Source organism: Klebsiella michiganensis (assembly GCF_002925905.1).
Taxonomy (GTDB): Bacteria; Pseudomonadota; Gammaproteobacteria; order Enterobacterales; family Enterobacteriaceae; genus Klebsiella; species Klebsiella michiganensis.
On the sequence record NZ_PRDB01000010.1, the window covers coordinates 211899 to 229306 of the forward strand.

Genomic DNA, 17408 nt, shown 5'->3' on the forward strand with positions numbered 1-17408 from the left:
TGGCGGGAGGGGCTTTCTTTATCTGGAGATTTGACTATGAACGTTATCGCAATCATGAATCACATGGGTGTCTACTTCAAAGAAGAACCCATCCGTGAACTGCATCGCGCCCTCGAACGCCTGGACTTCCGTATTGTCTACCCGAACGACCGTGAAGACTTATTAAAACTTATCGAAAACAATGCGCGTCTGTGCGGCGTGATCTTCGACTGGGATAAATACAATCTCGAACTGTGCGAAGACATCAGCAAAATGAACGAATACATGCCGCTGTACGCCTTTGCGAACACTTACTCAACGCTGGACGTGAGCCTCAACGATCTGCGGATGCAGGTTCGCTTCTTCGAATATGCGCTGGGCGCAGCGGAAGATATTGCCAACAAAATCAAACAGAATACCGACGAGTATATCGACACCATTCTGCCGCCGCTGACCAAAGCGCTGTTTAAATACGTGCGTGAAGGCAAATACACCTTCTGTACCCCAGGCCATATGGGCGGTACCGCGTTCCAGAAAAGCCCGGTCGGCAGCATCTTCTACGATTTCTTTGGTTCCAATACCATGAAATCCGATATCTCGATTTCGGTTTCTGAACTCGGTTCTCTGCTGGACCACAGCGGCCCGCACAAAGAAGCGGAAGAGTACATCGCCCGCGTCTTCAACGCGGAACGCAGCTACATGGTGACCAACGGGACCTCTACCGCCAACAAAATTGTCGGCATGTATTCCGCCCCGGCCGGTAGCACCGTGCTGATTGACCGTAACTGCCATAAATCGCTGACCCATCTGATGATGATGAGCGACATTACGCCAATCTACTTCCGCCCGACCCGCAACGCCTACGGTATCCTCGGCGGTATCCCGCAGAGCGAATTCCAGCATGCGACCATCGCGAAGCGCGTGAAAGAAACCCCGAACGCGACCTGGCCGGTGCACGCGGTTATCACCAACTCCACCTATGACGGTCTGCTGTACAACACGGACTACATCAAGAAAACCCTGGATGTGAAATCCATCCACTTTGACTCCGCGTGGGTGCCTTACACCAACTTCTCGCCGATTTATGAAGGCAAATGCGGGATGAGCGGCGGCCGCGTCGAAGGGAAAGTGATTTACGAAACCCAGTCCACGCACAAACTGCTGGCGGCGTTCTCTCAGGCCTCGATGATTCACGTTAAAGGCGACGTGAACGAAGAAACCTTTAACGAAGCCTACATGATGCACACCACCACTTCTCCGCATTACGGCGTGGTGGCCTCGACGGAAACCGCGGCGGCGATGATGAAAGGCAACGCCGGTAAGCGCCTGATTGACGGCTCTATCGAACGTTCAATCAAGTTCCGTAAAGAGATTAAACGTCTGAAAGGCGAGTCCGACGGCTGGTTCTTCGACGTCTGGCAGCCGGAACATATCGATGGTCCTGAATGCTGGCCGCTGCGCTCCGACAGCGCGTGGCACGGTTTCAAAAACATCGATAACGAGCACATGTATCTCGACCCGATTAAAGTCACGCTGCTGACTCCGGGGATGAAGAAAGACGGCACCATGGATGAGTTCGGTATTCCGGCGAGCATCGTGGCGAAGTATCTCGACGAGCACGGTATCGTGGTCGAAAAAACCGGTCCGTACAACCTGCTGTTCCTGTTCAGTATCGGTATCGACAAAACCAAAGCGCTGAGCCTGCTGCGTGCGCTGACCGATTTCAAACGCGCGTTCGACCTGAACCTGCGGGTGAAAAACATGCTGCCGTCGCTGTATCGTGAAGATCCGGAATTCTACGAAAACATGCGCGTTCAGGAACTGGCGCAGAACATTCACAAACTGATTGAGCACCACAACCTGCCGGACCTGATGTTCCGCGCGTTCGAAGTGCTGCCGACCATGATGATCACGCCGTACGCCGCGTTCCAGAAAGAGCTGCACGGTCAGACCGAAGAGGTGTATCTCGAAGAGATGGTGGGCCGCGTCAACGCCAATATGATCCTGCCGTATCCTCCGGGAGTGCCGCTGGTCATGCCGGGTGAAATGATCACCGAAGAGAGCCGTCCGGTGCTGGAATTCCTGCAGATGCTGTGCGAAATCGGCGCCCACTATCCGGGCTTCGAAACCGATATCCACGGCGCCTATCGTCAGGCGGATGGTCGTTACACCGTTAAAGTGCTGAAAGAAGAAAATAACAAATAATCGATGCACAACAGGGAAGTGACTTGCCACTTCCCTTTTTCACGCTGCAAGGAGAACACATGAAAACACCCTCACAGCCGCGCGCGATTTATTACATCGTTGCGATCCAAATCTGGGAATATTTCAGCTTTTACGGCATGCGTGCCTTACTCATCCTCTACCTCACCCATCAGCTCGGCTTTGATGACAGCCACGCTATCAGCCTGTTCAGCGCTTACGCTTCCCTCGTGTACGTCACTCCTATTCTCGGCGGCTGGCTTGCCGACCGCCTGCTCGGCAACCGCACGGCGGTGATTGCCGGCGCGCTGTTAATGACGCTTGGCCACGTGGTGCTGGGCGTGGAATCCGATTCCACCTGGAGCCTGTACCTCGCGCTGGCGATCATTATCTGCGGCTACGGCCTGTTCAAATCCAACATCAGCTGCCTGCTGGGCGAGCTCTATGCCGTTGACGACCCTCGCCGCGACGGCGGTTTTTCGCTGCTGTACGCCGCCGGTAACGTCGGCTCCATCGCCGCGCCTATCGCCTGTGGGCTGGCGGCGCAGTGGTACGGCTGGCATATCGGCTTTGCGCTGGCGGGAATCGGCATGTTTGTCGGCCTGATGATTTTCCTCAGCGGTAGCCGCTACTTCCGCCACGCGCGCGGCGTCGATAAACAGGCGCTGCGGGCGGTAAAGTTTGTGCTGCCGACCTGGGGCTGGCTGGTGGTGATGCTCTGCGTTGCGCCGGTGTTTTTCACGCTGCTGCTGGAGAATAACTGGTCCGGCTACCTGCTGGCGATCGTGTGCGTGTTCGCCGCCCAGATGGTAGCGCGCATTATGGTCAAATCGCCGGAGCATCGCCGCGCGCTGTGGCAAATCGTTCTGCTGATGCTGACCGGGACTCTGTTCTGGGTTCTGGCGCAGCAGGGCGGGAGTTCGATCAGCCTGTTCATCGACCACTTTGTTAACCGTCATCTGCTGAATATTGAGGTGCCGACCGCGCTGTTCCAGTCGGTTAACGCCGTGGCGGTGATGGCGGCTGGCGTCGTGCTGGCGTGGCTGATGCGGCCGGAAGGTGCGACCCGCTCGGCGCTGCGCGTGTGGCTGAAGTTCGCCTTTGGCCTGGTGCTGATGGGCTGCGGCTTTATGCTGCTGGCGCTTAATGCGCGCCACGGCGCGGCGGAAGGGCAGGCATCAATGGGCATGATGGTGGCCGGCCTGGCGCTGATGGGCTTTGCCGAACTGTTTATCGACCCGGTAGCGATGGCGCAGATCACCCGCCTCAATATGCCCGGCGTCACTGGGGTGCTGACCGGGATTTATATGCTGGCGACCGGCGCGGTAGCCAACTGGCTGGCGGGAGTGGTGGCGCAGCAGACCACCGAGTCGCAGATCAGCGATACGGCGATTGCCGCGTATCAACACTTCTTTGCCCAGATGGGCGAATGGACGCTGGGCTGCGTGGCGGTGATTGTCGTCGTCGCCTTCGCCGCCGCGTTTAGCGTCGGCAAACGCCGCGCGGCCGCCGGTGAACTTCCCGGCGGCGGCGCCTAGCCCCGTCTGGCGACAGGTCCGGCTTACCGGGGCTACAAAATCGTGCTGCCTGGTAGCCCGGCTAAGGCGTTTACGCCGCGAGCCGGGGATCGGTAACCCCAACAGTGGAGCGACAAGCCGCTCCTTGCACCGTTTACTGAACAGGAGGAGGATATTCTGGCAGGCGCGGAAGCCGAAGATAAAAAACTGTTACTGAAGCGATGGCTGAGCGAAATCAGCCGGAATTGAAGCCAGGCTCCTTAAGATTGTTCTTTGGCGTCGACGCCGGAACAGGCCGCGCTGGAGAGTGACCTGGTTCAATTATCGAAGCAAGTTTGCAAGCAGGGTTATGAGGAACCAACATGTCTGAACAACAAGCACAAGGTGCCGATGAGGCAATTGACCTTAATAATGAACTGAAAACCCGTCGTGAAAAACTGGCCGCGCTGCGTGAGCAGGGCGTGGCGTTCCCGAACGATTTTCGCCGTGACCACACTTCTGACCAGCTCCATGCGGAATTTGATGGTAAGGAAAACGACGAGCTCACCTCTCTGAACGTCGAGGTCGCCGTGGCTGGCCGCATGATGACCCGCCGGATTATGGGGAAAGCCTCTTTCGTCACCTTACAGGACGTCGGCGGCCGCATTCAGCTGTACGTCGCGCGCGACGATCTGGCGGAAGGCGTCTACAACGAACAGTTTAAGAAATGGGATCTTGGCGACATCATCGCCGCCCGCGGTAAGCTGTTTAAAACCCAGACCGGCGAACTCTCCATTCACTGCACCGAGCTGCGCCTGCTGACCAAGGCATTGCGCCCGCTGCCGGACAAGTTTCACGGCCTGCAGGATCAGGAGGCGCGCTATCGTCAGCGCTATCTGGATCTGATCTCCAACGAAGAGTCGCGCCACACCTTCAAGGTGCGTTCGCAGATCCTCGCCACCATGCGTCAGTTCATGGTCGCGCGCGGCTTTATGGAAGTCGAGACTCCGATGATGCAGGTGATCCCCGGCGGCGCCTCCGCGCGTCCGTTTATCACCCATCACAACGCGCTCGATCTGGATATGTATCTGCGCATCGCGCCGGAGCTGTATCTGAAACGGCTGGTGGTCGGCGGCTTCGAACGGGTGTTCGAAATCAACCGCAACTTCCGTAACGAAGGGATCTCCGTGCGCCACAACCCTGAGTTCACCATGATGGAACTCTATATGGCGTATGCGGATTACAAAGATCTGATCGAACTGACCGAATCTCTGTTCCGCACGCTGGCGCAGACCGTGCTGGGGAAAACCGAAGTCCCATACGGCGACCAGGTGTTCGACTTCGGCAAGCCGTTTGAAAAACTGACCATGCGCGAAGCGATCAAGAAATACCGTCCGGAAACCGAGATGGCGGATCTGGATAACTTCGAGGCGGCAAAAGCGCTGGCGGAATCCATCGGTATTCACGTTGAGAAGAGCTGGGGGCTGGGGCGTATCGTCACCGAGATTTTCGACGAAGTAGCGGAAGCCCATCTGATCCAGCCAACCTTTATCACCGAGTATCCGGCGGAGGTTTCGCCGCTGGCGCGCCGTAACGACGTGAACCCGGAAATCACCGATCGCTTTGAGTTCTTTATCGGCGGGCGTGAAATCGGCAACGGCTTTAGCGAGCTGAACGACGCGGAAGACCAGGCCCAGCGTTTCCAGGATCAGGTCAACGCCAAAGCGGCGGGGGATGATGAAGCGATGTTCTACGACGAAGACTACGTCACCGCGCTGGAATATGGCCTGCCGCCGACGGCCGGTCTGGGCATCGGTATCGACCGCATGGTGATGCTGTTTACCAACAGCCATACCATTCGCGACGTGATTCTGTTCCCGGCAATGCGTCCGCAGAAGTAAATCCCGCTAAAACCAGGTCCCCTCGTTTCCCTGAACCGGGGGGCCTTTATTTCGACGTGTTTAATTCCGACGAGTAATAATTGCGAATCAGCTTACTCCGGACACCTTATGTGCTATAACAGCGCGCATAAAAAACATAAGGTGTTAATTAAATGAAAAAAATAAAATTAATTGTTGGTGGCGTGATCTGTGCAAGTTATTTATTTACGTCAGTGTTATCAATGGCAAGTGATAATATCAACAACCATACCGTTCATTTTGATAAAGGCAGCAACGGCACGATAATAAAAAGCACCGTGACCGGTGACGGTGTTAACGACTATACGCTGGAGGCGAAAGCGGGCCAGATGATGCATATCAATATGAACAGCCAGCGGCCGCATCCTTATTTTAATGTTATCGCTCCTGATAATAATTCGATTTTTAACGGTTCTCTGAGCGGTGATACCTTTGAGCAACGTCTGATGAGCAGCGGTAAATATACGGTGCGGGTTTATCAGATGGGCGGAGCGCGCGATGAAAGGAAAACCAGCGCTTACGCGCTGACGTTTAAAATTACCGACTAATATTTGGCGGCTGTCTATTCAGGCTGTCCCGGAGGCGGCGCGCTGCGCCTGTCCGGGCTACCGGCCCGCAGACGGCGGTGGACCCGTAGCCCGGTCAGCGCAGCGCCACCGGGAAACAAAGCGCAGAGTGTTGCAGAGGGGCCTGTTCCCGGGTTAAAGCCCTTCGGTGACGATTTTTGCCGCCGCGGCTAACACCTCTTTGCGGCTTTTCGCATCCTGCTGCGGCTGGGTAAAATAGGTCACCAGCACCAGCGGGGCATGATTTTCCGGCCAGATCACCGCGATATCGTTGGTGGTGCCGTAATCTCCGGCGCCGGTTTTATCCCCGACCACCCAGCTTGCGGGCAGGCCTGCGCGAATGCTTTGCCCGCCGGTGGTATTGCCTTTTAGCCACGTTACTAACTGGGCGCGCTGCTGTTCGCCCAGCGCATTGCCCAGCGTCAGCTTGCGCAGGCTTTCGGCCATCGCCAACGGGGTGGTGGTATCGCGCTTATCGCCGGGAATCGCGCTGTTCAGCGCCGGCTCCGTACGATCGAGACGAAAAGTGACATCCCCGATACTCTGGGCGAATGCGGTCACCTTTTCCGGTCCGCCAAGGTAGCTAATCATCTTATTCATCGCGGTATTGTCGCTGTACTGCAGCGCCGCCGCGCTGAGTTCCGCCAGGGTCATTCCGCTTTGCAGATGTTTTTCGGTGATCGGGCTCCAGACCACTAAATCCGATTTTTTAATCTCCAGCCTTTTATTCACCACCTCTGGATTGCTTTCGCTCTGTTTTAACACCGCGGCGGCGGCCATCACTTTACCGGTGCTGCACATGGCAAAACGTTCATCGCCGCGATAGAGGGTTTGCGAATCATCTGCCGTGTTAATCAGCGCTACGCCCAGCCGACCGCCGGAACGTTTTTCTAAATCAGCCAGCTTTTGCTGGATAGCATCGGCACTGGCCCATAATGAACCGCTCGCCAGCAGCAGCGGAACGGCGGCGGCGGCCATCAGGGCGGTTTTACGCCACGAACTTTTCAACATCTCAGACTCCTTGATAGTGATGAGCTGCCCGGACTATCCGCGACTCCCGCGCTTTTGACAAGCACTATGTCGATGATGGAATTCCATCATAAATTCGTTATTCGTCCTCCTCTGCGCCTGCTTATAGTGTCTCTCCCCGGCAAAATAAAATCAGGAGCCGCTATGTTCCCGTCACAGTTACCAAAACCGCGCCATCCCGCCGCCTCGGCGATCCCCTCGCTGCGCTGGGCCATTATTGGCCCCGGCTGGATTGCCGAGCGCTTTGTGAAATCGTTAAAAGAGCTCAGCCGCCAGCGGGTGGTTGCCGTCTCCTCGCGCACGCAGCAAAAAGCCGACGATTTCGCCGCCCGCTGGGGGATCCCGCAGGCTTACGCTCAGGTGGATGAGATGCTGGCGCGACCGGATATTGATGCGGTTTACGTTGCCACGCCGCATAACCACCACTTTCCCGACGGGCTGCGGGTGCTGCAGGCGGGCAAACATGTGCTGATTGAAAAGCCGTTTGCGCTGAACCGGCGGGAAGGCGCGGCGCTGAAAGCGGAGGCCATGAAGCAGGGGACGCTGGCGATGGAGGCGATGTGGTGCGACTACGCGCCGAAGTATGACGTGATTCGCCAGCTGCTGGAGGACGGCGTGCTGGGCGATCTGCACACGCTGCTCGCCGATCACGGCGAGTTTTTTACCCCGGATCATCGCATTTTTAATGCCGATCTCGCCGGCGGGCCGATGATGGATCTCGGCAGCTATCTGACCTCATTCTGCGTGATGGTCGGCGGCGTGCCGCAGGACATTATCGCCCGCGGGCGTCCCGCCCAAAGAGGCGTCAACGGGCAGATTTCGATGCTGTTTAACTGGGAAAACGGCTTACAGGGATTGCTCAATACCACCCTGTTCAGCAACACGCCGGGCGGCGCGGTGGTGGCCGGGCGCGATGCGACCCTTACCCTCGACGGGCAGTTCTACGCGCCGGGGAATTTTACCCTCGCCGCCAGCCAGGGAGGGCAGGTGCTGCGCTGGGAGGAGCCGCGCAACCGCTACGACCAGCTGTTTTATCAGGCCGAACATTTTGCCTGGTGCGTGGGGCAAGGGCTTACGGACTCGCCGATCCGCCCGCTGGCCAGGGTGCTGGAAAACCTGAGCGTGATGGACGAAGTGCGGCGGCAGATTGGCGTGATATTTAACGAGGAGCGTTAACGGCGCGCCGTTGCCCCGTATGCCGACCGCATACGGGGCTTTTTTACGCCAGCGGTTCGACGCTGACAAACTGCCCTTGCCGCAGAGAAAGCACGGCGGCTTCGGCGATAGCCTGCGCCCGCAGCCCGTCCAGCAGCCCCGGCAGGTCCGGCACCGCTTCTCCGCCTAGCGAACGGACAAAAGCATCCAGATGCGCGTAGTACGACCCCTCGACGCGACTGAACCAGTCCGGATAGAGTCCGGGCTGAATGCAGCGCGCTCCCTGCCACAGCGTGACGCCGCGCGCTGCCTGACTGCCGGACTCTATCACCCCCTGCGGGCCAAGCAGGCTAATGCGCTCATCGTAGCCGTGGCCGGTGCGCCGGGTGTTGTCCAGCTGCGCCAGCGCGCCGCCGCGCATCCGCAGCATGACAATAGAGGTATCGACATCGTCGAATTCGGCAATTTCCGCCAGCGCCAGCGCAGCCCCCAGCGCGGCGACGGTCGTCACTTCATCACCGGTAAGAAAGCGCAGCAGGTCAAAGAAGTGAATCGCCTGGTCGCGCATCTGGCCGCCGGAGCTGCGCAGATATTCCAGCGGCGGCATAACCGATGCCCGACACACCATCTGAACCAGTTCGATTTGGCCAATCGCGCCCGCCTCGATCTCCCGGCGCAGCTGCTGGTGGCTGGCGTCGAAGCGGCGGTTAAAGCCAACGGTCACCGGTACCCCGAGCGGCAGCACTTTCTCGACGACCTGGCGGGCGCGGGCCAGCGAAAGATCGATCGGTTTTTCGCAGTAGACCGCTTTTCCCGCGCGCGCGGCGGCTTCCAGCAGCGCCGCGTGTGAAGGCGTCGAGCTGGCTATCAGTACCGCGTCAATGGCGTCGCTATTGATGGCTTCGGCGACGGTTACCGCCCGCGCGCCGTAGCGGGAAGCCAGCGCTTTCGCCCGCTCGGGATCGGCGTCGGCCACCATGGCCAGAACGGTCCGCTCATGCCGAGCGAGGCTGGCGGCGTGAACCTGGCCAATAAAACCGCTGCCCAACAATGCAAAACGAATGCAGGTCATTTTTTTCTCCAGAAAGAGGGATTTAGCGTTGCCAAAGTAATCCGTTTGCTACACTGACCGACACGGGCGTTTTGATGGATTTCCATCATGGGGGAGACGATGAAAAGCATTTCGCTGGAGGCGCTGGCTAAACGGATTGGCGTGGGCGTCGCGACCGTTGACCGGGTACTTAACGAACGCGGCGGCGTGTCGCCGGAAACCACGCGCAGGGTGCTGCAGGCCGCGCGGGAAGCCGGGCTGAAGCGCATTCTGCCGGAAGAGCGCCGTCTCCCGTGGCAAATAGAAGTGTTTCTCAGCGATAACGATTCGCGCTTTTTCTCCCGTCTGACGCAGGATTTCGCCGACGTGGCGGATAGCCTTGGCTATCGCCGACTGACGCTGCACCGCACGCTGGTGGCTGAGTCCGCGCCGGAAAAGCTGGCGAAAAACCTTATCCGCAGCAGCAAAAAGCGCCATGCGATAATTGTCTTTGGCAATGAACATCCGCGGGTCTATGACGCCTTGCGCCAGTGTCGCGAGGCGAACGTGCCGGTGATTACGCTGGTCACCGACCTGCCTGGCGCGCAGAGACTTTGCCACGTCGGGATCGATCAGCAGCAGGCCGGCCGCACCGCGGGCATGATGATGGGGTTAATGGCGCACCGGCCTGGAGAAGTGCTGATGCTCAGCGGGCGCCAGGACTTCAGCGCTCATCGCTTACGTATTCAGGGATTTCGCGAGGTGATTAGCCAGCGCTTTCCGCATCTGCTGCTGGGCGAGGTTTTGGCGGGGGAGGACAACCGACAGCGAATCGACCGCCTGCTGGAAGAGGCCCTGCGCCGCAACCGCGACGTGGTGGGCATCTACAATACCGGGCTGGGCAACACGCAGGTGGCGCAGGCGCTGGCTCGCCATCGCCGCTACGGCGAGTGCTGCTGGATGACCCATGAACGCTACAGCACCACCCGTGAACAGCTGGCCCAGGGGGGAATGGCGCTGACGATCGATCAAAACCCGCGCCAGCATGCCCGTCTGGCGGTGGAGCTGGCCCTGCGCCATCTGGAAACCGGCTATCAGCCGTATCTGTTCAGCGACGGCAAGGTCGAATTTATCCTTTACAGCGCTGAAAACGTCGACTGAGCGCCCGCGGCCCGCGGGGCGACATCCCCTTTTACACCCTATCTCCTGTCTCGTTTTAAACCGCTGCCGCTATCGCCGCGCCGCGCGGCAAACCGTCGCCTGCCTCTCATTTTTTGCGCATTTATGCGTCAATGTTAGATGTGTGTCAAAGTTCTGTTAACACGCAGTTTTAAAATTTTCATTTCAGTTATTTACTTATAAAAGTTTCATATGTGTTGTTAATGAAATAAATGGTCTGGAATTTTTCTTCCGCTATAAATGGACTAATGTTTCAAAAAACCATTTTAAAACAACTGAATTTTGTGATTTCGATCAACAACAAAAAATGCATCAGCGCGCGGGCTGTTTTTTCAAAAAGCTGGAAAAGCAGGCGCTTAACGCACAATTAATGAAACTATTTTTTCATTTTACCTTACCTAACCGATGTACCTGAAAATAAAGGATCAACGATGAATATTAAGAAAACGGTTGTTGCCTCTTTGATAGCCTGCATGCTGCCAGCGGTCGTGATGGCGAAAGATATTTCGGTCGGTGTTTCCATGGCGCTATTCGATGACAACTTCCTGACGATTCTGCGCACCGCAATGCAAAAAGAGATGCAAAAAGATGGCGTTAAGGCGCAGGTGGAAGATGCCAAAGGCGACGTCTCCCAGCAGCTACAGCAGGTGCAGAACTTTATTGGCCAGGGCGTCGACGCGATTATCGTCAACCCGGTCGACACCAACGCGGTCAAACCGATTATGGACCAGGCGACCAAAGCGGGCATTCCGCTGATCTTTGTTAACCGCCGCCCGCAGGCGCAGCTGACCGACAAAATGGCCTACGTTGGCTCCGACTCGGTGCTGGCGGGGCGCTTACAGATGGAAGCGTTAGCCAAAGCGATGAACGGCAAAGGGAACGTCGCCATTCTGCTCGGCGACCTGGCGAATGAATCGACCCGTGACCGCACCAAAGGCGTCGAAGAGGTGGTGGCGAAGTACCCGGATATCAAAATCGTGCAGAAGCAGACCGCGAAATTTACCCGCAACGATGCCGTTGACGTGGTCAGCAACTGGATGACCAGCGGCGAAGACATTCAGGCCATCGCCTCCAACAACGATGAAATGGCCATCGGCGCGCTGCAGGCGCTGGGTAAAAACCCGAACCATATCCTGATAGCCGGGGTGGACGGGACGCCCGATGCCCTGCAAATGCTCAAAAACGGCAAGATGATCGCCACGATTTTCCAGGATGCCAAAGGGCAGGGCGAAGGCGCGGTGGATGCCGCCATTAAGCTGGCCAACGGCGAGAAAGTGGAAAAGATCATCGACGTCCCTTACCAGCTGATCACCAAAGACAACATGGCTGAGTTCGTTAATCGCAACCAGAAATAGTCGCTCAGGGTACGGAGGTGAAGTATGAACGCTTTTGCACTTGAAGCCGAAGGGATCAGTAAATTCTTCCCCGGCGTGAAGGCGCTCGACAACGTCTCATTACGCGTGCGCCCGGGGACGGTGCACGCGCTGATGGGCGAAAACGGCGCCGGAAAATCCACGCTGATGAAATGCCTGATCGGGATCTACCGTCCCGATAAGGGCGCGATTCGCGTTAAAGGGGAGCCGGTCCAGTTTCAGGATACGATGGACGCGCTGCGCGCCGGGATCTCGATGATCCACCAGGAGCTGAATCTGGTGCCGCATATGACGGTGGCGGAAAATATCTGGCTCGGCCGCGAGCCGATGAAATACGGTTTTGTCGATCATCGCCAGCTTGCCCGCCAGACGCAGGATCTGCTGGATAAACTCAATATCCGGCTATCCGCCGACCGGCTGGTGGGAGAGTTAAGTATCGCCTCCCAGCAGATGGTGGAAATTGCCAAAGCGGTTTCGTGGAACGCGGATATTGTGATTATGGATGAGCCGACCTCGGCGTTAACCGAAAGCGAAGTGGCGCATCTGTTTACCATTATTCGCGATTTACGCCAGCAGGGAAAAGCCATTATTTATATCAGCCATAAAATGGATGAGATTTTCGCGATTACCGATGAGATCAGCGTATTTCGCGATGGCACCTGGGTCGGCAGTAAACATACCACCGAGTTTACCCGTCAGTCGCTGATCACCCAGATGGTCGGCCGGGAGCTCACCCAGCTCTTTCCCAAGTTCAATAACGCCATTGGCGAAGAGGTGCTGACCGTTCGCAATCTGTCGCGCAAGGGGGTCTTTCACGATATCAACTTTAGCGTACGCCGCGGCGAAATCCTCGGCGTGGCCGGGCTGGTGGGGGCCGGGCGCAGCGAAGTGATGGAGAGCCTGTTCGGCATGGATAAAGCCGATAGCGGCGAAGTGCTGATTGAGGGAGTGCCGGTCACGATTGACTCGCCTTCGACGGCGATTGAAAAAGGGATGGCGCTGCTGACGGAAGACCGCAAAAAGTCCGGACTGTTTCTCGTGCTGTCGGTGCTGGAGAATATGAGCATCGTCAAAATGCCGGAATATATCGGTAAAACCGGCTTTGTTCAGCACCTCAAAATGGCCGAAGACTGCATGGAGCAGATCCGCCGCCTGAATATTAAAACCCCCACCATGGATCAGATTATTAATAACCTCAGCGGCGGTAATCAGCAGAAGGTACTGATTGCCCGCTGGCTGCTGGCCCAGCCGAAAATACTGATTCTCGATGAGCCGACGCGCGGAATCGACGTCGGGGCGAAAGCGGAAATTTACCATCTGATCAGCGAGCTGGCCAACCGCGGCGTGGCGGTGATTATGGTCTCTTCAGAATTACCTGAGATTCTCGGGATGAGCGATCGGGTGATGGTCATGCATGAAGGGCGTATTACCGGCATCCTCAATAAAGAGGACGCCGACCAGGAAACCATTTTGTCGTTGGCATCCCATTGAGGCACAGAGAATGAGCAATATGAAAATAACGGCGACCCCGATCACTGAGAAACCCTCTTTCTTTGGGCAATTACGCCACCGGCTGCCGAAAGATACCGGGATATTTATCGTCATGCTGGTGATTGCCCTGACGTTTGAAATTGCCGGCTGGTACGTCCGCGACCAGTCCTTTTTATTAAACACCAATCGCCTGATATTAATTGTTTTGCAGGTAGCGATTATCGGTATTATCGCCGTCGGGGTCACCCAGGTCATTATTACCACCGGCATTGACCTCTCCTCCGGCTCGGTGATCGCTCTCGCCGCCGTGGTGGCGGCAAGCCTCGCGCAAACCTCCGATAGCCTGTCGCCGATGTTCCCGTCGCTGGTCAATATGCCGGCGATTATCCCGATTGGCGCCGGCATCGGCGTCGGTCTTCTGTGCGGCTTAACCAACGGCTTTCTGGTGACCCGCACCGGCATCCCGCCGTTTATCGCGACGCTTGGAATGATGGTGTCGGCGCGCGGTCTGGCGCAGTACTACACCCAGGGCAACCCAATCAGCTTCTTATCCGACAGCTTTACCGCCATCGGCCAGGGGGCGATGCCGGTGATTATTTTCTTCGTCGTCGCCGCGGTCTTCCATATCGCCCTGAAGCATACCCGCTACGGTAAATACGTTTACGCTATCGGCGGTAATATGACGTCGGCCAAGGTCTCCGGTATAAACGTGAATAAATACCTGGTGATCGTCTATGCCATCGCCGGGGCGCTCTCCGGCCTCGCGGGCGTGGTGCTGGCGGCGCGCGTCAGCAGCGGGCAGTCGAGCATGGGCATGTCCTACGAACTGGATGCTATCGCCGCGGCGGTTATCGGCGGCAGCAGCCTGATGGGCGGGGTGGGGCGCATCACCGGGACCTTAATCGGCGCGATGATCCTTGGCCTGATTAAAAGCGGGTTTACCTTTGTCGGCGTCGACGCCTACGTGCAGGATATTATCAAAGGCATCATTATCGTCGCGGCGGTGACTATCGATATGCGCCGCAACCGCAAAAAGCATTGATCGGCAATAGCCCACGGCCTTGGCTGGCGTGGGCTGTATCGCGTTTTACGTCGCGCCGCAAGCGGGCTCATCCGCGGCAAGACGTAAACTGTTGAGCAGCACGTTCGCCCCTTTCTCCGCCCATTCCGGCAGAATGTTCTCCGCTTCGTTATGGCTAATTCCCTTCTCGCAGGGAATGAAAATCATGCTGGCGGGCGCGACCTTGCTGATATAGCAGGTATCGTGCCCGGCGCCGGAAACCATGGTTCGCGCGCTATAGCCCAGTTCGTCCGCCGCCCGCTGGCTGCGCGCCAGACATCCGGCATCAAAGGCAATGGGCGCGTAATCAAAAATACGCTCGACGTTTGCCGTCACGCCGCGCGCCGCCAACGCTTCAGCGGCGCGATGCAGGGCGAGTTCCATCGCTTCCAGCGCCGGGGATTGCGGATGACGAAACTCGACGCTGCACGCCACGCCTCCCGGCACCACGTTGCGCGATCCCGGAATGACCTGCGCCATGCCGATAGTCGCACGCCCGTCTGGATTATGGGCGATACCGATTTGCTCCACCGCCAGCGCCAGCTCGGCGAAGGCGGTCAGCGCGTCGCGGCGGCTGCCCATCGGCGTGGTTCCTGCGTGGGCGGAAAAGCCCTCCAGAGTGACGTTGAACCAGCGCTGGCCCATTGCCGCGTGAACGAGGCCGATATCAACGCCTTCTTCTTCCAGAATCGGCCCTTGTTCGATATGCACTTCGTAGCAGGCGTGGAGCGGGAAGGCGGCGGCAGGACGCTCCCCGCGATAGCCGATAGCCTCCAGCGCCGCGCCAACGCTGATGCCGTCGCGATCTTCGCGGGCGAGGGCGAAAGCTTCGCTAAACTGCCCGGCCCACACGCCGGACGCCAGCATCGCCGGGGCAAAGCGCGCGCCTTCTTCGTTGGTCCAGTTCACCAGCACAATATCGCGTTCGGTCTCAATGCCGCGATCGTTCAGCGTGCGCAGCGCCTCCAGCCCGGCGAGGACGCCGTAAATGCCGTCATAGCGGCCGCCGAGCGGCTGGGAGTCGACGTGGGAACCGGTCAGCACCGGGGCTAACTGCGAATTTTTACCGGCGCGGCGAATAAACATATTGCCCATGCTGTCGACTTCGCAGGGAAAGCCGGCCTCCTGAGCCCACTGGCGCAGCAGGTCGCGCGCCTGACGATCCTCTTCGCTGAGCGCCAGCCTGGTCACGCCGCCCGCCGGCGTGGCGCCGAGCAGCGCCATCTCGTTGAGCATCGACCACAGACGTGCGCCGTTGACGGTTATCATGACTTGTCCTTTTGCACGCGATAGCGGAAGTCGCAGCATTTACCGCCCTGCATGATGGTGGTGGTGCGGGTCAGCTCCACGTCCGGGGCGTAGCCGACGATAAATTTATCGTCGCGGGCGCAGGATAGCAGGTGGCCAATCTCGCCGAGGCCCATTTCGTGGTACATCTCGGCGTAGCGGCAGCGGTTCACGTTGTAGTTATACTGCTGGTCGTCGGCGTCCAGCACCGTGACTTCCAGGGCGTTATCTTTCTCCCACAGATACTGCAGCGCGACAAAGCTCTGGATATCCGCACCGTTCGGCTCCTGGCGGGCAAACGCTTTTCCCGCCTCAATGGCGGCGTTTTCAATCGCTTCGCCGATGACCGCCTGGGCGCGAGCTTTCCCTATCTCGCGCACCAGGATGGCGTAAATCGGCTTGATTATTTCTGCTTCAATTTTGCGGCGGGCGAGAATGCCCAGCTCGTTATTATCACTCATCACATTGCCTCACTGCGTTACTTCGTTGTTGCGCCGCCGAGTACGGTTTGCGGCTGCCATTTTCCGTCGACGACTTTATAAACGGTAAAGGTTGGCGATTTCAGGTTGCCCTCTTTATCAAAGGCGATTTGTCCGGTCACGCCGGCGTAGTTAATGGCGCGCAGGGCGGGCAGATAGTCGGCAGGGTCGACGGAGTCGGCTTTTTCCATCGCCGCGACCAGCACGCGGGTAGCGTCATAGGCGAACGGCGCGTGCAGTTCGATATGGGTGTGATAGCGCGACTGGTAGGCCTGCTCGAAGGCTTTACCGCCCGGCATCTGCTCGACCGGCAGCCCCGGCTCCAGCGCCACCACGCCGTCGCCCTCTTTTTGCGCCAGCTGGAGGAAGGTCTGGCTAACGAAGCCGCCTGCGCCCATCAGGGTGGCGTTCATACCCAGCTGTTTGATGCGGCGCGCCAGCGGGGCGGCCTGGCTATCGACGCCGCCAAAGAAAATCAGGTCGGCGTTTTTGCTGCGGATCGCGGTCAGCACGGCGCTGAAGTCGACGGTTTTGTCATCGACGTACTGGCGGTCGACGATGTTGATTCCCTGCGCTTCCAGCGACTTAATAAACTCATCCGCCAGCCCCTGGCCGAAGGCGGTACGGTCATCGATAACCGCGATGCGTTTGGCCTTCAGGGTTTGTACCGCGTACTGTCCGGCAAACTGCCCGCCGTCATCGTCGTGGCCCATCACGCGGAAGCTGGTGTCGAAGCCCTGTTTGGTGTAGGCGTGCCCGGTGGCGACCGGCGCGACCTGGGCGATGCCCGCATCGTGATAAACCCGCGCAGCGGGAATGCTGGTGCCGGTGTTCCAGTGGCCGACGACGCCCGCGACGCCGCTATCCACCAGACGCTGGGCGACGGCAACGGCGGTGCGTGGGTCGGACTGATCGTCTTCCGATTGCAGCTTGAAGGTTACCGCCTTGCCGCCGATGGTCGGGTGCTGCTTGTTGATATCGTCAATCGCCAGCTGCGCGCCGTTTTCCAGATCCTTGCCGATACGCGCGGAAGGGCCGGTGAGCGGGCCAGCCAGGCCGATAATAACGGTTTCGCTGGCCGCGGACCACGCGGCGGATGAGGCAAAACCACTGAGCAGAATAGCGGCGCTGAGCGCGCTGATTTTTACGGTTTTCATTGTTTT

14 protein-coding genes are annotated in these 17408 nt (G+C 58.1%); 9 read left to right on the plus strand and 5 right to left on the minus strand.

Features of this window, described 5'->3' with window-relative positions:
• Positions 1-36: 36 nt before the first annotated feature.
• The 4 genes from cadA (at position 37) to CDA56_RS20715 (ending at position 6144) form a co-directional block, all read left to right on the plus strand.
• Complete coding sequence (gene cadA, locus CDA56_RS20695; protein ID WP_009652676.1) at positions 37-2184, plus strand: lysine decarboxylase CadA; 2148 nt, start codon at positions 37-39, stop codon at positions 2182-2184.
• A gap of 59 nt (positions 2185-2243) precedes the next feature.
• On the plus strand, positions 2244-3719 hold the full coding sequence (gene dtpD / locus CDA56_RS20700; protein ID WP_025107112.1) for a dipeptide permease DtpD: 1476 nt from the start codon (positions 2244-2246) through the stop codon (positions 3717-3719).
• A gap of 341 nt (positions 3720-4060) precedes the next feature.
• Positions 4061-5578 (plus strand): lysine--tRNA ligase, encoded by a 1518-nt coding sequence (gene lysS / locus CDA56_RS20710; RefSeq protein WP_004848495.1) that lies wholly within the window; start codon positions 4061-4063, stop codon positions 5576-5578.
• 152 nt (positions 5579-5730) lie between these two features.
• Positions 5731-6144 (plus strand): hypothetical protein, encoded by a 414-nt coding sequence (locus tag CDA56_RS20715; protein WP_014228246.1) that lies wholly within the window; start codon positions 5731-5733, stop codon positions 6142-6144.
• Positions 6145-6297: 153 nt separating this feature from the next.
• Here CDA56_RS20715 and CDA56_RS20720 read toward each other — a convergent pair whose 3' ends face one another.
• Positions 6298-7173, minus strand: a complete 876-nt coding sequence (locus tag CDA56_RS20720; RefSeq protein WP_102803085.1) for an extended-spectrum class A beta-lactamase OXY-1-7 — start codon at positions 7171-7173, stop codon at positions 6298-6300.
• Between the two features lie 162 nt (positions 7174-7335).
• On the opposite strand from CDA56_RS20720, the gene CDA56_RS20725 reads away from it, so the two are divergent.
• A complete protein-coding gene (locus tag CDA56_RS20725; protein ID WP_038424180.1) occupies positions 7336-8367 on the plus strand; it encodes a Gfo/Idh/MocA family protein in 1032 nt (343 codons plus the stop codon).
• 43 nt (positions 8368-8410) lie between these two features.
• Here the strand turns inward: CDA56_RS20725 and CDA56_RS20730 are convergent, their stop codons facing one another.
• Positions 8411-9418 (minus strand): Gfo/Idh/MocA family oxidoreductase, encoded by a 1008-nt coding sequence (locus CDA56_RS20730; RefSeq protein WP_064381297.1) that lies wholly within the window; start codon positions 9416-9418, stop codon positions 8411-8413.
• 99 nt (positions 9419-9517) lie between these two features.
• Between CDA56_RS20730 and CDA56_RS20735 the strand changes: the two genes are divergently transcribed.
• The 4 genes from CDA56_RS20735 (at position 9518) to CDA56_RS20750 (ending at position 14461) form a co-directional block, all read left to right on the plus strand.
• Complete coding sequence (locus CDA56_RS20735; protein WP_103814665.1) at positions 9518-10537, plus strand: LacI family DNA-binding transcriptional regulator; 1020 nt, start codon at positions 9518-9520, stop codon at positions 10535-10537.
• Between the two features lie 449 nt (positions 10538-10986).
• Positions 10987-11910 carry a sugar ABC transporter substrate-binding protein gene (locus CDA56_RS20740; protein WP_004848507.1) on the plus strand — a complete coding sequence of 308 codons (924 nt, stop codon included), beginning with the start codon at positions 10987-10989 and terminating at the stop codon, positions 11908-11910.
• A gap of 24 nt (positions 11911-11934) precedes the next feature.
• Positions 11935-13419, plus strand: coding sequence for a sugar ABC transporter ATP-binding protein (locus tag CDA56_RS20745; RefSeq protein ID WP_004848509.1), 1485 nt, complete (start codon positions 11935-11937; stop codon positions 13417-13419).
• Between the two features lie 19 nt (positions 13420-13438).
• Positions 13439-14461: an ABC transporter permease gene (locus CDA56_RS20750; RefSeq protein WP_170873311.1), complete on the plus strand. Its 1023-nt coding sequence runs from the start codon at positions 13439-13441 to the stop codon at positions 14459-14461.
• A 45-nt stretch (positions 14462-14506) separates the two neighbouring features.
• Here CDA56_RS20750 and CDA56_RS20755 read toward each other — a convergent pair whose 3' ends face one another.
• Genes CDA56_RS20755 through CDA56_RS20765 form a run of 3 tightly spaced genes read right to left on the minus strand, consistent with a single transcriptional unit; the run spans position 14507 to position 17402 of the window.
• Positions 14507-15748 (minus strand): Zn-dependent hydrolase, encoded by a 1242-nt coding sequence (locus tag CDA56_RS20755; RefSeq protein ID WP_103814651.1) that lies wholly within the window; start codon positions 15746-15748, stop codon positions 14507-14509.
• Positions 15745-16227 (minus strand): L-2-amino-thiazoline-4-carboxylic acid hydrolase, encoded by a 483-nt coding sequence (locus tag CDA56_RS20760; protein ID WP_025107105.1) that lies wholly within the window; start codon positions 16225-16227, stop codon positions 15745-15747. The genes CDA56_RS20755 and CDA56_RS20760 overlap by 4 nt, the downstream gene beginning before the upstream one ends.
• Before the next feature lie 17 nt (positions 16228-16244).
• Positions 16245-17402: a branched-chain amino acid ABC transporter substrate-binding protein gene (locus CDA56_RS20765; protein ID WP_023320490.1), complete on the minus strand. Its 1158-nt coding sequence runs from the start codon at positions 17400-17402 to the stop codon at positions 16245-16247.
• Positions 17403-17408 lie beyond the last annotated feature (6 nt).

What these genes read in the sequence shown, in the direction of transcription:
- cadA (WP_009652676.1), top strand. Translation starts at nt 37, where the DNA reads ATGAACGTTATCGCAATCATGAATCACATGGGTGTCTACTTCAAAGAA.
- dtpD (WP_025107112.1), top strand. Translation starts at nt 2,244, where the DNA reads ATGAAAACACCCTCACAGCCGCGCGCGATTTATTACATCGTTGCGATC.
- lysS (WP_004848495.1), top strand. Translation starts at nt 4,061, where the DNA reads ATGTCTGAACAACAAGCACAAGGTGCCGATGAGGCAATTGACCTTAAT.
- CDA56_RS20715 (WP_014228246.1), top strand. Translation starts at nt 5,731, where the DNA reads ATGAAAAAAATAAAATTAATTGTTGGTGGCGTGATCTGTGCAAGTTAT.
- CDA56_RS20720 (WP_102803085.1), bottom strand. Translation starts at nt 7,173, where the DNA reads ATGTTGAAAAGTTCGTGGCGTAAAACCGCCCTGATGGCCGCCGCCGCC.
- CDA56_RS20725 (WP_038424180.1), top strand. Translation starts at nt 7,336, where the DNA reads ATGTTCCCGTCACAGTTACCAAAACCGCGCCATCCCGCCGCCTCGGCG.
- CDA56_RS20730 (WP_064381297.1), bottom strand. Translation starts at nt 9,418, where the DNA reads ATGACCTGCATTCGTTTTGCATTGTTGGGCAGCGGTTTTATTGGCCAG.
- CDA56_RS20735 (WP_103814665.1), top strand. Translation starts at nt 9,518, where the DNA reads ATGAAAAGCATTTCGCTGGAGGCGCTGGCTAAACGGATTGGCGTGGGC.
- CDA56_RS20740 (WP_004848507.1), top strand. Translation starts at nt 10,987, where the DNA reads ATGAATATTAAGAAAACGGTTGTTGCCTCTTTGATAGCCTGCATGCTG.
- CDA56_RS20745 (WP_004848509.1), top strand. Translation starts at nt 11,935, where the DNA reads ATGAACGCTTTTGCACTTGAAGCCGAAGGGATCAGTAAATTCTTCCCC.
- CDA56_RS20750 (WP_170873311.1), top strand. Translation starts at nt 13,439, where the DNA reads ATGAAAATAACGGCGACCCCGATCACTGAGAAACCCTCTTTCTTTGGG.
- CDA56_RS20755 (WP_103814651.1), bottom strand. Translation starts at nt 15,748, where the DNA reads ATGATAACCGTCAACGGCGCACGTCTGTGGTCGATGCTCAACGAGATG.
- CDA56_RS20760 (WP_025107105.1), bottom strand. Translation starts at nt 16,227, where the DNA reads ATGAGTGATAATAACGAGCTGGGCATTCTCGCCCGCCGCAAAATTGAA.
- CDA56_RS20765 (WP_023320490.1), bottom strand. Translation starts at nt 17,402, where the DNA reads ATGAAAACCGTAAAAATCAGCGCGCTCAGCGCCGCTATTCTGCTCAGT.